The organism is Microterricola viridarii (genome assembly GCF_900104895.1).
Lineage (GTDB): Bacteria > Actinomycetota > Actinomycetes > Actinomycetales > Microbacteriaceae > Microterricola > Microterricola viridarii.
In genome coordinates this window covers 1,253,070-1,266,283 of the sequence record NZ_LT629742.1, presented here as the reverse complement: position 1 = coordinate 1,266,283, position 13,214 = coordinate 1,253,070, and the positions used below count along the sequence as shown (strand labels likewise).

The 13,214-nt window shown below is 69.4% G+C and carries 12 protein-coding genes; 3 read left to right on the top strand and 9 right to left on the bottom strand.

All coding sequences use genetic code 11. The features are described 5' to 3' along the window. Positions 1 to 89 precede the first annotated feature (89 nt). On the top strand, positions 90 to 917 hold the full coding sequence (locus BLT62_RS05765) for a purine-nucleoside phosphorylase (RefSeq protein ID WP_083363202.1): 828 nt from the start codon (positions 90 to 92) through the stop codon (positions 915 to 917). Beyond that, complete coding sequence (locus BLT62_RS05760) at positions 917 to 2,626, top strand: phospho-sugar mutase (RefSeq protein ID WP_083363201.1); 1,710 nt, start codon at positions 917 to 919, stop codon at positions 2,624 to 2,626. Before BLT62_RS05765 ends, BLT62_RS05760 begins: the two co-directional genes overlap by 1 nt. 109 nt (positions 2,627 to 2,735) lie before the next feature. Here BLT62_RS05760 and BLT62_RS05755 read toward each other — a convergent pair whose 3' ends face one another. From BLT62_RS05755 to BLT62_RS05745, 3 genes are read right to left on the bottom strand one after another with little or no spacing between them, the layout of a single operon-like run. Beyond that, entirely contained in the window at positions 2,736 to 3,008 is a 273-nt protein-coding gene (locus BLT62_RS05755) for a PTS sugar transporter subunit IIB (RefSeq protein WP_083363200.1), read from the bottom strand. After that, positions 3,005 to 3,451, bottom strand: coding sequence for a PTS sugar transporter subunit IIA (locus tag BLT62_RS05750; RefSeq protein WP_083363199.1), 447 nt, complete (start codon positions 3,449 to 3,451; stop codon positions 3,005 to 3,007). Before BLT62_RS05750 ends, BLT62_RS05755 begins: the two co-directional genes overlap by 4 nt. A gap of 55 nt (positions 3,452 to 3,506) precedes the next feature. Beyond that, the gene (locus BLT62_RS05745) at positions 3,507 to 4,628 is read right to left on the bottom strand and encodes an adenosine deaminase (protein ID WP_083363198.1); all 1,122 of its coding nucleotides are present in this window, start codon (positions 4,626 to 4,628) and stop codon (positions 3,507 to 3,509) included. 233 nt (positions 4,629 to 4,861) lie between these two features. Here BLT62_RS05745 and BLT62_RS05740 point away from each other — a divergent pair, with 233 nt between their 5' ends. Next, a complete protein-coding gene (locus tag BLT62_RS05740; RefSeq protein ID WP_083363197.1) occupies positions 4,862 to 5,770 on the top strand; it encodes a hypothetical protein in 909 nt (302 codons plus the stop codon). A 196-nt stretch (positions 5,771 to 5,966) separates the two neighbouring features. Here BLT62_RS05740 and BLT62_RS05735 read toward each other — a convergent pair whose 3' ends face one another. The 6 genes from BLT62_RS05735 to BLT62_RS05710 form a co-directional block, all read right to left on the bottom strand. After that, positions 5,967 to 7,268 (bottom strand): thymidine phosphorylase, encoded by a 1,302-nt coding sequence (locus BLT62_RS05735; protein ID WP_083363196.1) that lies wholly within the window; start codon positions 7,266 to 7,268, stop codon positions 5,967 to 5,969. Further along, a complete protein-coding gene (locus BLT62_RS05730; protein WP_083363195.1) occupies positions 7,265 to 7,690 on the bottom strand; it encodes a cytidine deaminase in 426 nt (141 codons plus the stop codon). Before BLT62_RS05730 ends, BLT62_RS05735 begins: the two co-directional genes overlap by 4 nt. A gap of 25 nt (positions 7,691 to 7,715) precedes the next feature. Then, positions 7,716 to 8,978 carry an ABC transporter permease gene (locus BLT62_RS05725; protein ID WP_083365327.1) on the bottom strand — a complete coding sequence of 421 codons (1,263 nt, stop codon included), beginning with the start codon at positions 8,976 to 8,978 and terminating at the stop codon, positions 7,716 to 7,718. Positions 8,979 to 8,998: 20 nt separating this feature from the next. Next, complete coding sequence (locus BLT62_RS05720; protein ID WP_083363194.1) at positions 8,999 to 10,267, bottom strand: ABC transporter permease; 1,269 nt, start codon at positions 10,265 to 10,267, stop codon at positions 8,999 to 9,001. Then, positions 10,264 to 11,784, bottom strand: a complete 1,521-nt coding sequence (locus tag BLT62_RS05715; protein WP_083363193.1) for an ABC transporter ATP-binding protein — start codon at positions 11,782 to 11,784, stop codon at positions 10,264 to 10,266. Before BLT62_RS05715 ends, BLT62_RS05720 begins: the two co-directional genes overlap by 4 nt. Before the next feature lie 191 nt (positions 11,785 to 11,975). After that, on the bottom strand, positions 11,976 to 13,082 hold the full coding sequence (locus BLT62_RS05710) for a BMP family lipoprotein (protein ID WP_083363192.1): 1,107 nt from the start codon (positions 13,080 to 13,082) through the stop codon (positions 11,976 to 11,978). Between the last annotated feature and the right edge of the window lie 132 nt (positions 13,083 to 13,214).

Genomic DNA, 13,214 nt, shown 5'->3' with positions numbered 1-13,214 from the left:
CTATTCTCTCCCAGTCGCGCGCGCAGCCACAAACGCGCGCATCTGAGCACGGCCTGTGGCGCGGCGGCATCCGTCATTAGAGTTGACCCATGTCTGAAATGAACCCCCTTGACCTGCCCGACGCCGACCCGTTCGAAATCGCCCGTCAGGCCGCAGAGCAGATCGCCGAGAAGACCGGTGTCGAGCGCCACGACATCGCCCTGACGCTGGGAAGCGGCTGGGGCAAGGCCGCCGAGCTGCTCGGCGAGACCACGGCGACCATTCCCGCCCAGGAGATCATCGGCTTCAGCAAGCCGGCACTCGAGGGCCACGTCGGCACGCTGCGCTCCGTGCTGCTGCCGACCGGCAAGCGCGCCCTCGTCATCGGCGCCCGCACCCACTACTACGAGGACCACGGCGTGCGCCGGGTCGTGCACAGCGTGCGCACCGCCGCAGCCACCGGCGTGAAGACGATGATCCTCACCAACGGTGCCGGCGGCATCAAGGAGACGTGGACGCCCGGCACCCCGGTGCTGATCAGCGACCACATCAACCTGACGGCCGACTCCCCGCTGGAGGGCGCCACCTTCGTCGACCTGACCGACCTGTACTCGAGCCGTCTGCGCGAGCTGGCCCGCTCGATCGACTCCACCCTGGACGAGGGCGTGTACTGCCAGTTCCGCGGCCCGCACTACGAGACGCCGGCCGAGGTGCAGATGGCGAAGATCATCGGCGGCCACATCGTCGGCATGTCCACCGCACTGGAGGCCATCGCGGCCCGCCAGTCCGGCATGGAGGTGCTGGGCATGTCGCTCATCACCAACCTGGCCGCCGGCATCCAGAAGACCCCGCTCAGCCACGCCGAGGTGATCGAGGCCGGCCAGCTGGCCGAGCCCGTCATCTCCGCGCTGCTGGCCCGCATCGTGGCGGCGATCTGATGAGCGCGGATGCCGCGCTGCTCGCCTCCGCCCGGGCGTGGATCGCCCAGGACCCGGACGAGGAGACCCGCGCCGAGCTGCAGGGCCTGATCGACGCGGCATCCGCCGGCGACCCCGACGCGCTGGCCGCGCTGCACGACCGCTTCGACGAGCGCCTCGCGTTCGGCACGGCCGGCCTCCGCGGCGAGATCGCCGCCGGCCCCAACCGGATGAACCGGGTGCTCGTCTCCCAGGCCGCCGCCGGCCTCGCCGCCTACCTGCTCGAGACGGCCGAGCCCGGCAGCACCCCCTCGGTGGTGATCGGCTACGACGGCCGCAAGAACTCGGCGGTCTTCGCCCGCGACACGGCCGAGCTCATGGCCGGCGCCGGGGTGCGCGCCATCCTGCTCCCCCGCCTGCTCCCGACCCCGCTGGTCGCCTTCGCGGTGCGCCACCTCGACGTGAGCGCCGGCGTGATGGTCACGGCCTCGCACAACCCGCCGAACGACAACGGCTACAAGGTGTACCTCGGCGGCGCCAACAACGGCTCGCAGATCGTCTCCCCCGTCGACGGCGCCATCGCCGACCACATCCTCCGCGTCGCCGCGGAGGCCGACGTGCTCGCGCTGCCCCGCGCGGCGTTCGAGACGGCCGAGGAGGGCGTCGTCGACGCCTACGTGGCCGCGACGGCCGCCGTGGCATCGGCGGCGCCGGAGAGCGGACGGGCCGAGCTCTCCGTGGTCTACACCGCCATGCACGGCGTCGGCTGGGAGACCACGCGGAGCGTCCTCGCCGCGGCCGGCTTCGCCCTGCCGCACCCGGTCGACGCGCAGATCGAGCCGGACCCCGCGTTCCCGACCGTGGCCTTCCCCAACCCGGAGGAGCCCGGCGCGATGGACCTTGCGGTCGAGACCGCCGCCGCCCTGGGTGCCGAGCTGATCATCGCCAACGACCCGGACGCCGACCGCCTCGCGGTCGCCATCCCCTCGGCGACGGATGCCAGCGGCTACCGCCGGCTGAGCGGCAACGAGCTGGGCGCCCTGCTCGGCTGGCGGGCCGCCCGCCTGGCCGCCGAGGCACCGGGGGACGGCGGCCCGACGGGCACGCTCGCCTGCTCGATCGTCTCCTCCCCCGCCCTGCAGGCGGTCGCCGCCCACTACGGGCTCGACTTCGCGAACACCCTGACCGGCTTCAAGTGGGTGTCCCGCGCCCCCGGCCTGATCTTCGGCTTCGAGGAGGCGCTCGGCTACCTGGTGAACCCGGAGACGGTGCGCGACAAGGACGGCATCTCCGCCGCGATCGCGCTGCTCGACCTCGCCACCCAGCTGAAGGGCGCCGGCAGCTCCCTCGCCGCGCACCTGGAGGAGTTCACGGCGACGTTCGGCGCGTACGCGTCCAGCCAGATCTCGGTGCGCGTCACCGACCTCTCCCGCATTTCCGAGGTGATGCAGGCGCTCCGGGCCGACCCGCCCGTCGAGATCGGCGGCATCCGGGTGAAGCAGATCGACGATCTCGCCGACGGCTTCGGGGCGCTGCCCCCGAGCGATGTGCTGCGCATCTGGCTCCAGGACGGATCGCGGGTGATGGTGCGCCCGAGCGGCACCGAGCCCAAGCTCAAGGTCTACATCGACGCCTCCTCGACGGACGGCTCGGTTGTGGAGCGCGAGGCGGCCGCCGCGGCCGCCGTCGCAGCCCTGGAGACCGGGATGCGCGCGCTCGTGAACGCGTAGCAACTCACAGCCAGAGAACAGACACAGAGAACAAAAACAGAGAAGGGGCAGGGCGCCGCGGCGCCCTGCCCCTTCTCTGTGTCTGTTGCTCTGTCGACTGATTTCCGCTCTAGCCGAGCGCCGTCTCCAGCTTCGCCGTGATCTCCTCGAGGTCGAAGTAGTTGTTGATCACGACTACGTCGGCGTTCGTCTTGCCGATGTGGGCGACGAGCTCCGGCGAGGTGAGGATCACCTGGGCGTCTGCCGCCTGGGCGGCGACGCCGGCGACATCCGAGGCCGTGACGTCGGCCTCGATGTCGAGCCGGCCGAGGGCCCGCTCGGCGTTCACCTTGAGAATGCCGGAGGTGCCGATGCCCGCCCCGCAGATCGCGACGATCTTCACTCGGTCACGCCGAGCAGCGCACGCACGGTGTCGGCATCAGGTGCCGCGGCCAGCGCGGGGATGACCGTCTCATCGTTGAACACGTTCGCCAGCGCGGCGATCGAGTGCACGTGCTCGTCCGAGCTCTTCACCGCGAGGCCGACGACCACGCTGACCGGGTCGTTGTGCGGGTGCCCGAAGGAGACGGGCTCGGCGAGCGTGACCACACTGAGCCCCTCCCGGAGCACATCGGGGCCGGGCCGGGCGTGCGCGAGGGCGAGCCCGGGCGCGATCACGATGTATGCACCGAACTCGTCAATGACCTGCACCATGCGCCCCGTGTACCCGGGGCTCGTGGCGCCGGAGCGCGTCAGCGCGGCCCCGCACAGTTCAACGGCTGCGCGCCAATCGGCGGCGCTGACGGCGATGTCGATGGCCGAGTCGGGCAGGGGCGGGAGAGTCATCGGTGTCTTTCTCGTGGTGGGGCAGGGTGAGGTGATGCGTGCCGGGTGCCGAGGCTCAGGCCTCGGCGAAACCGTCGGAGATCGCCTCGGCGAGCTCCTCCCGGTCCTCCAGCGGCAGGAACGCCGCCGCGGCGGCGTTCAGCTGGAACTTCTCGAAGTCGTCCAGGTCGTAGCCGAAGGCGTCGCTGAGCAGGCCGAGCTCGTTGCTCAGGCTCGTGTTGCTCATCAGGCGGTTGTCGGTGTTGACCGTCACCTGGAAGCCGAGCTGGTAGAGCAGGTCGAAGGGGTGGTCGATCAGCTCGTCGCCCCACGCGGCGATGGCGCCGGTCTGCAGGTTCGACGAGGGGCTGAGCTCGAGGGCGATCTGGCGGTCGCGCACCCACCGGGCGACGGGTCCGAGAGTGACGTAGCTGTTGTCGTCGTCCTCGCGCTCGATCGTGACGTCCTCGGCGAGGCGCACGCCGTGGCCGAGGCGCAGGGCCCGGCCGTCGAACAGCGCGCCGCGGATGCTGTCCACGCCGTCGGCCTCGCCGGCGTGCACCGTCACCGGGAAGAACTCCCGGGCCAGGTAGTCGAAGGCGGCCTTGTGGTTGCCGGCCGGGAAGCCGAGCTCTGCGCCGGCGATGTCGAACCCGACGACGCCGCGCTCGCGGTGGCGCACGGCCAGCTCGGCGATCTCGAGGCCGCGGTCGGCGTGGCGCATGGCGGTGACGAGCTGGCCGATGCGGATCTCGCGCCCGGCGGAGTACACGTCGTCGATGCCGGCGTCGATGCCGCGCTGCACGGCCTCGACGACCTCGTCGAGGCTGAGGCCGCGGGCCAGGTGCTGCTCGGGCGCCCAGCGCACCTCGCCGTAGATGACGCCGTCGGCGCCGAGGTCCTGCACGAACTCGCGGGCGACCCGCTCGAGGCCCTCCGCGGTCTGCATGACGCTGGTGGTGACGTCGAAGGTCTTCAGGTAGTCCACGAGCGAGCCGGAGTTGGCCTGATTCGCGAACCAGGCGCCGAGTTCTGCGGCATCCGTCGTGGGGATATCGAGGCCGATCACGTCGGCGAGCTCGATGATCGTCTGCGGCCGCAGGCCACCGTCGAGGTGGTCGTGCAGGGAGATCTTGGGCAGCGCGTCGATGCTGACGCCGCCGCCGGGCAGAAGGTGCTCATTCGAAGAGGTGTTCACCCTTACAAATCTAGTGGCCGCACGGCCAGGATGTCTCGGCAGATTCGCAGGGGCCACCGGTAGCGCGCTCGCCCGCCGCCCCACGCCCCAACCCCCCAGTTGCCGATTTTCGGGGGTGCGGCTCGGCCGACACCCCCGAAAGGTGGCAACCGGGCGCGACGGGGTGGGTGCGACGGCGCGCAGGCTGTGGATAACTCTGACGGGGCCGGCTCGGATTCTGCCACGCTGGCGCCATGACCAGACGCTCCGAGCTGCCGGGCGGGTTCGGCACCGCTTCGGCCTTCAACTACGCGTCGGTGCGCGATGCGGGCGCCTCCGACGGGCGCACGCGCGCCGCAGACTTGGAGGCGCCGTTCTTCGGGGTGCGGGTGCCGGCGGGGAGCCCCACAGACCTCCGCTCACTGTGCGGGGCGTACGCGGTGCGCATGCCTCCGGGCGGCTTCTTCAGCCATCAGACCGCAGCGGCGCTGCACGGCCTCCCGCTGCCCTTCCGGGTCACGGATGACGCGCTCCTTCATGTGAGCGTCAAGCATCCCGTGCGGGCGCGACGCATGGCCGGAATCGTCGGGCACACGGTGAAGACGGGGATCCCCATCGTCCGGATGATGGGCACTCTGCCGGTGCTCTCGCCTGCGCAGGCCTGGTGCCAGCTCGGCGCGGTGCTCGACGTCGAGGAGATGATCGAGGCGGGCGATCGCCTGCTCGGCCGCCCGCACCCACTCTGCACGGCGCTCGACATCGAGCGCAGTGTGCGCGCGGTTGGTGGCCGCCGCGGCCACGCCCACGTGCGCGCGGCCTACCCGCAGCTCCGTGCCCGTGTGGAGTCGCCGCGCGAGACCCGGTTGCGACGCGCCGTGGTCGCGGCGGGCCTGCCGGAGCCCGAGGTGAACGTGTGGATCCTTGACCGGCAGGGCCGGCCCATCGCGCTCGGGGACCTCGTCTACCCGGAGTACAAGGTGTTGCTCGAATACGACGGCGAACAGCACAGGCAGCTCGATGCCCAGTATGCGCGCGACGTGCAGCGCCTCAACGACATCGCGGCAGAGGACTGGCGCCACATCCGCCAGAACAAGCACATGTCGCTCGCCGAGGCGGTCGAGCGAACCAGACAAGCGCTCCTCGACAGGGGTTGGCGCCCCTGAGCCCGCGCCCGGTCCGCCCGTCTGACGCCGCACACAGTTGCCGCACGCTGTTGCCGCACATCAGTGGTGCGCGGGCCGCGCACCCCCGAAGTTCGGCAACTGGGTGTGTATGAGCGCGGCCGACACCACGCCCGGTTGCCGTTTTTCGGGGGTGTGAGACGCTTGCACCCCCGAAAATCGGCAACTGGGGAGGGGGCTAGCGGCCGATGCGCTCCGCGATGAGGGGGCCACCGTCCAGCACGGGCTCGCCGGGGTCGCCGATGCGCCAGGCGCCCTCGACGGCCTCGAGGGCCCGAGCGAAGCGCTCCGGCTCGTCGGCGCTGAGCGTGAACAGCGGCTGGCCCGCGCGGATCTCGTCGCCCGGCTTGGCGTGCAGGTCGATGCCGGCCGCGTGCTGCACCGGGTCCTGCTTGCGGGCGCGGCCGGCGCCGAGGCGCCAGGCGCCGATGCCGAACGGCAGCGCCTGCTGCTCCACCAGCACGCCGTCGCGGTCGGCGACGACTGTGTGCGTCTCGCGGGCAACCGGCAGCGCGGCATCCGGGTCGCCGCCCTGGGCGCGGATGACGTCGCGCCACTTGTCCATGGCGCGGCCGTCCTGGAGCGCGGCCGCCACGTCGACGTCGGTGATACCGACGAGCGCCAGCATCTCCTCGGCCAGTGCGACGGTCAGCTCGACCACGTCACGCGGGCCGCCGCCGGCGAGCACCTCGACCGACTCGCGCACCTCGTTGGCGTTGCCGATGGCCAGGCCGAGCGGCACATTCATGTTGGTGAGCAGGGCGGAGGTCGCGACGCCGGCGTCCTCGCCGAGGGCGACCATCGTCTGCGCCAACTCGCGAGAGCGTTCGATGTCCTTGAGGAAGGCGCCGGAGCCGAACTTCACGTCGAGCACGAGGGCGCCGGTGCCCTCCGCGATCTTCTTCGACATGATCGAGGAGGCGATCAGCGGGATCGCCTCGACGGTGCCGGTGATGTCGCGGAGCGAGTACAGCTTGCCGTCGGCCGGGGCCAGCCCGCTGCCGGCGGCGCTGATGACGCCGCCGTGCTGCTGCAGCTGGGCGAACATCTCCTCGTTCGTGAGGTTCGCGCGCCAGCCCGGGATCGACTCGAGCTTGTCCAGCGTCCCGCCGGTGTGGCCGAGGCCGCGGCCGGAGAGCTGCGGGACGGCCGCGCCGAAGACGGCGACGAGCGGCATCAGGGGCAGGGTGATCTTGTCGCCGACGCCTCCGGTGGAGTGCTTGTCGGTGGTCGGCTTGCCGAGCTCGGCGAAGCTCATCCGCTCGCCGCTGGCGATCATCGCCATGGTCAGGTCGCGGATCTCGCTGCGCGACATCCCGTTGAGGAAGATCGCCATGGCCATGGCGGCCATCTGCTCGTCGCCGACGTAGCCGCGGGTGAACGCGTCGATCAGCCAGTCGATCTGGGCGGTGGAGAGGGTGCCCTTGTCGCGTTTGGTGTGGATGAGGTCGACGGCGTCGAATGCCTCGATGGTGCTCATGATGCTCCTTCTGCGAATGCGGCGAGGGTGCGCGGCCCGAAGGCGTCCGGCAGGACCTCGTCGATCGTCTTGATTCCTGAAACGGTCTGCAGCAGCATGCCTGGCGCCGAGTGCTCGAACAGGAGCTGGCGGCAGCGGCCGCAGGGCATGAGCGCGTTGCCGTTGCCGTCCACGCAGGCGAAGGCGACAAGGTGCCCTCCGCCCGTCATGTGCAGCGACGACACGAGCGCGCACTCCGCGCACAGAGTGAGCCCGTATGAGGCGTTCTCGACGTTGCATCCGCTGATCACCCGGCCATCGCTGACCAGCGCGGCCACGCCGACGGGGAACTTCGAGTAGGGCACATAGGCCTTCGCCATCGCCTCGAGGGCCGCGGCGTGCAAGCCGTCCCAGTCGATGTTCTCGGATGTCACGGCGTTCACGTCGATCTCCTGACTCGGTGCTGAATTACTTGATGTACGGCTTGCCGTCGGCGGCGGGGGCCCTCGAGACGCCGACCAGGCCGGCCACCGCGAAGATGGTGACGACGTAGGGCAGCATTAGCATGAACTCGCTCGGCACCGGCGAGCCGATGATCCCGAGCACGTTCTGCAGGTTGGTGGCGAAGCCGAACAGCAGCGCGGCGAGGGTGGCCTTGATCGGGTCCCACTGGCCGAAGATCACGGCGGCGAGGGCGATGAAGCCGGCGCCGGCCGTCATCTCCTTGTTGAAGGCGCCGACGGAGCCGAGGGTGAAGAAGGATCCACCGATGCCGGCGATCGCCCCGGCCAGGGCCACGTTCCAGAAGCGGGTGGCGTTCACCTTGATGCCGACGGTGTCCGCGGCCTTCGGGTGCTCGCCGACGGCGCGCAGCCGCAGGCCCCACTTGGTCTTGTACAGCGCGTAGGCCACGGCGGCGACGGCGATGTACATGACGTAGACGATGACCGTCTGCTTGAACAGCACCGGCCCGATGATCGGGATGTCGCTGAGCAGCGGGATCTCCAGGCGCGGGAAGCGCGGCGGGGTGTTCAGCATGGCGGCGTTCGGCGCGAGCACCTGCGAGAACAGGAAGCTGGTGAGGCCGGTGACGAGCACGTTGAGCACGACACCGACGATCACCTGGTCGACCAGGTACTTGATCGCGAAGACGGCGAGCACCATGCCGACCAGCACACCGGCGACGAGCGCGGCCAGCACACCGAGCACGAGCGATCCCGTGCTCGACGCGACGACGGCCGAGGTGAACGCGCCGGCCAGCAGCTGGCCCTCGATGGCGATGTTGACGACGCCGCCGCGCTCGGAGATGACGCCGCCGAGTGCACCGAAGATGAGCGGAACGGCGAGGCTGACCGAGCCGAACAGCAGGCCGGTCACCGGGAGCGATGAGCCGGCTGCAGCCCAGGCGAGGAAGCCGATCATGAACAGCAGCGCGAACAGCACCGTGAGCCAGATCGACACCTTGCGCCGTGAGATGACGGCGAGGGCGGATGCCGCGGTGATCAGCACGAGGGCGAGGAAGACCACCCAGCCGGTCGTCGCGGAGTTCACAACGACCTCGGGCAGCTGCACGGCGTCGCGCTCGGTCGAGAGCCGGAAGGTGGTCTCGCCCGGCCGGGCATTCAGCACGAACATGAGGAAGGCGATCACCGTGAAGATGCCGAAGGCGATGGGGGCCTTCCAGCTCTTGATCACGGCGGTGTCGAGCGCGATCGGCTCGGAGGACGGCATGACGACGGCGGGTGATGCGCTCACTTTGCTGCCACCTCCTTGGTAACGATGGGGCGCTGTCTGCGCGGGGTGGAGTCCGGGGACGGCAGGCGGAAGATCGCCCGCACGAGCGGCGGGGCGGCGATGAAGAGCACGATGAGCGCCTGCACGACGACGATGATCTCGACGGGGATGCCCTCTGCAGCCTGCATCGAGAAGCCGCCGGCCTTGAACGCGCCGAACAGCAGGCCGGCCGCGAAGATGCCCCACGGGCGGGAGCGGCCGAGCAGGGCGACCGTGATCGCCTCGAAGCCGATGCCGGCGTCGATTCCGGCGCTGAAGCCGGTGGTGACCGTGCCGAGCACCTGGCTGACACCGGCGAGGCCGGCGAGGCCACCGGCGAGCAGCATGGCGTAGACGTACATGTTCTTGACGTTGATGCCGGCCACGCGCGCGGCGTTCGGGTTCTCACCGACGGCGCGGAACTTGAAACCGAGGTTCGAGCGGCCGAGCAGCCACCACACGAAGATCGTCGCGCCGATCACGAGGATGAAGCCGATGTGCAGGTTGTAGCGCGGCCCGAGCAGCGACGGGAAGATGGCCGTCTCCAGCATCGGAGCCGTCTTCGGGTTCGTCGAGCCCGGCGCCTGCAGCAGGCCCTGGGTGCGGAGCGCGTAGGAGATCAGGTAGAAGGCGATGTAGTTGAGCATGATCGTGACGATCACCTCGTGGGCGCCGGTGCGCGCCTTCAGCAGCCCGACGATGCCGCCCCAGAGCGCACCGCCCAGCACGCCGGCGAGCAGCGCGACGATCATGTGCAGGCCCCACGGCAGCTCGACCGCGAAGCCCACCCAGCCGGCGCAGGCCGCGGCGATGAGCATCTGGCCCTTGGCACCGATGTTGAACAGGCCGACGCGGAATGCGAGGCCGACACCGAGGCCGGCGGCGATCAGCGGGGTGGCGAAGACGAGCGTCTCGGTCAGCGGCTTGATGCCGTCGAGGAAGCCGTCGCGCCGGAAATTGTAGATCGAGCCCTGGAACAGCGCGGAGTACGCACCCGAGACCGACTGCCAGATGGCGCCCAGCATGTCGCCGGGGCGGGCGAAGAAGTACCCGGCGGTCTCCTGCACCCGCTCATCGGTGAAGGCGATCATGATCGCGCCGACGAGCAGCGCGAGCAGGACGGCCAGCACGGAGATGATCGCGTTGCCGGTGGCGATCTCGCGGAAGGCCTTCTGCCAGCGGGACGGCTCCGTGCCCGGCACGGTGTCGGGCGGGGTCAGCCCCGGCGCTGTCTGAGAGGCACTCATGCCGCTGCTCCTTCGTTGCTCGGCGTTTCGCCGGCCATCATGAGACCCAGCACGTCGCGCGGGGTGTCGCCTGGGACAATTCCAATGACCTTGCCGCGGTACATCACGAGGATGCGGTCGGCAAGGGCGGTGACCTCGTCGAGCTCGGTGGAGACGACGATCACGGGCACGCCCGAGTCGCGGGTCTCGACGATGCGCTTGTGCACGAACTCGATGGAGCCGACGTCGATGCCGCGGGTGGGCTGGGCGGCGAGGAAGAGGCGCAGCTCGCGGCTGAGCTCGCGGGCCAGCACGACCTTCTGCTGGTTGCCGCCGGAGAGGCGGCCGACCTTGGTGTCGATGCCCTGGGAGCGCACGTCGAACTCGGCGGACTTCTCGGTGGCGAACTCGGCCAGGTAGGCCCGCTGCAGGTTCGCGCCCTTGACGAAGGGCGCGCCGTCCGCGCGGTCGAGCATGAGGTTCTCCGCAATGGTGAACTCGCCGACGAGGCCGTCCTCCGTGCGGTCCTCCGGCACGAAGCCGACGCCGGAGTCGAGGATCTTCCGCACGCTGAGCGTGGAGATCTCCTTGCCGTCCAGCGTGATGCTGCCGGTGACCCGGGGCTGGAGGCCGACGATGGCCTCGCTGAGCTCGGTCTGGCCGTTGCCCTGCACGCCGGCGATGGCGAGGATCTCACCGCGCTGCACCTCGAAGCTCACGTCGTTGACGACGATCTGGCCGAGGGGGTCGATGACGGACAGGTTGGTGACGACGAAGGCTGGGCCGCGCAGGTCGGCCGGGCCCTTCTGCACGGTGAGCTCGACGGCGCGGCCGACCATGAGGGAGGCGAGCTCCGCGTTGGTCGCGGTGGGCGATGCCTCGCCGACGACCTTGCCGAGCCGGATGACGGTGATGCGGTCGGCGACCTCGCGCACCTCGCGCAGCTTGTGGGTGATGAAGACGATCGAGGTGCCGGAGTCGCGCAGCTGGCGCATGATGGCCATCAACTCGTCGGTCTCCTGCGGGGTGAGCACCGCGGTGGGCTCATCGAAGACGAGCACCTTGGCGTTGCGGGAGAGCGCCTTGATGATCTCGACGCGCTGCTGCACACCGACGGGCAGGTCGCCGACGAGGGCGTCCGGGTCGACGTGGAAGCCGAACCGCGCGGAGATCTCCTTGACCTTGGCGCGGGCCGCCGGCAGGTCGAGCCGCCCGCCGAACTTGGTCGACTCGTTGCCGAGCATGACGTTCTCGGCGACGGTGAACACGGGGATGAGCATGAAGTGCTGGTGCACCATGCCGATTCCCGCGGCCATGGCGTCGCCGGGCCCGGCGAAGTGCTGCACGACGTCGTCGAGCAGGATCTCGCCCTCCTCGGCCTGATACAGGCCGTAGAGCACGTTCATGAGCGTCGACTTGCCGGCACCGTTCTCGCCCAGTAGGCAGTGGATCTCGCCGGCCTCGACAGTGAGGTCTATGTGGTCGTTGGCGACCAGGGCACCGAATCTTTTCGTAATGCCGCGAAGTTCGAGCTTCATGTTCCCGATTCTATTGAGTGCCTGCGCAGAAGTGGGGGCTGTGCACGGAAGTTGGCTGCATCCGACCCGTTTGCTCATAAGTTGCGAAGCCCCGCCTTCTGAGCGAAAGGTGCGGGGCTTAACGCCGCACGGGGAGGCCAGCTCTCGCTGGTCTCCCCGTGTGACGCAGTGCTCTGTGTTGCAGCGGCTACTTAGCCAGCGAGGTACGACGTGACGGGGATCGAGCCGTCGATGATGCCGGCCTTGATCTCGTCGAGCTCGCCCTGGAGGGAGGGGTTGACCTTGCTCTCGAAGTCGTGGAAGGAGGCCAGGCCCACACCCTCGTTCTCGAGCGTGCCGACGAACGGCGTGGCGTCGAACTCGCCGTTGCCCGCTGCGAGGATCGCGTCGTAGGTTCCGACGTCGATCGCCTTGCGGATCGAGGTGAGGAGGAGGTCGCCGACCGAGGGGTCGGTCTCGAACACATCGGCGTCGACGCCGATGAGTGCGATCTCCTTGCCGGAGTCGCGGATGGCGGCAGCGGCGCTCTGGTAGATCGGGCCACCGACGGGCAGCAGCACGTCGACGTTCTGGTCGATCAGGCCCTGCGCGATCTGGCGGGCGCCGTCGTTGGCCTCGAAGCCACCGGTGAAGGAGCCGTCCTGAGCGGCGGTGTCCCAACCGAGGACCTTGACGTCCTTGCCCTTGGCGGTGTTGTAGTACTGAACGCCCTGCGCGAAGCCGTCCATGAAGATGGAGACGGTCGGGAAGTTCATGCCACCGAAGGTGCCGACGACGCCGGTCTTCGAGAAGTCAGCTGCGGCGTAGCCGGCCAGGAACGCGGCCTGGGCGGTGTCGAAGATGATCGGCTTGATGTTGGGCTGGTCGGTCTTGCCGTCGAAGTCCTGGTCGACGACGTCGTCGATGCTGACGTACTCGATGTCGGGGTTCGCCGCGGCGGACTCTCCGGCGGCGGCCGCGAGGGCGAAGCCAACGGTGACGATCGTGTTGCAGCCCTGGTCAACGAGGTTGGTCAGGTTCGGGGCGTAGTCGGTCTCAGCGTCGGACTGGACCTTCTTGTACTCGACACCGAGCTCGTCCGCTGCCTTGACCATGCCCTCGTAGCCGAGCTGGTTGAAGGACTTGTCGTCGAATCCGCCCGCGTCGGAGACCATGCAGGGGAGGTAGTCAAGCGCGCCGTCGGCGCCGCCCGTGGATCCTCCGCCGCTCTCGGGTGCGGATGCACAACCCGAAAGCAGGGCGGCAACGCCAAAAATAGCAAGACCGGACAGGCCAGCCTTACGAGTCGTGATAGTCAAGGTGACCTCCAAGGTGCTGCCCCGACGGAGTCCGGGGCCTCTGTGCAAGTCACGTTACCGAATATTTCCCTGCTCTTATGAGCAAATTCGGCCCGCGACTCAATGGTTATGAAATCGCGATCCTCTGCTCAT

Excerpts from the sequence above, each read along its gene's own strand:
- BLT62_RS05765 (WP_083363202.1), top strand. The coding sequence starts at position 90 with ATGTCTGAAATGAACCCCCTTGACCTGCCCGACGCCGACCCGTTCGAA.
- BLT62_RS05760 (WP_083363201.1), top strand. The coding sequence starts at position 917 with ATGAGCGCGGATGCCGCGCTGCTCGCCTCCGCCCGGGCGTGGATCGCC.
- BLT62_RS05750 (WP_083363199.1), bottom strand. The coding sequence starts at position 3,451 with ATGACTCTCCCGCCCCTGCCCGACTCGGCCATCGACATCGCCGTCAGC.
- BLT62_RS05740 (WP_083363197.1), top strand. The coding sequence starts at position 4,862 with ATGACCAGACGCTCCGAGCTGCCGGGCGGGTTCGGCACCGCTTCGGCC.
- BLT62_RS05735 (WP_083363196.1), bottom strand. The coding sequence starts at position 7,268 with ATGAGCACCATCGAGGCATTCGACGCCGTCGACCTCATCCACACCAAA.
- BLT62_RS05725 (WP_083365327.1), bottom strand. The coding sequence starts at position 8,978 with ATGCCGTCCTCCGAGCCGATCGCGCTCGACACCGCCGTGATCAAGAGC.
- BLT62_RS05720 (WP_083363194.1), bottom strand. The coding sequence starts at position 10,267 with ATGAGTGCCTCTCAGACAGCGCCGGGGCTGACCCCGCCCGACACCGTG.
- BLT62_RS05715 (WP_083363193.1), bottom strand. The coding sequence starts at position 11,784 with ATGAAGCTCGAACTTCGCGGCATTACGAAAAGATTCGGTGCCCTGGTC.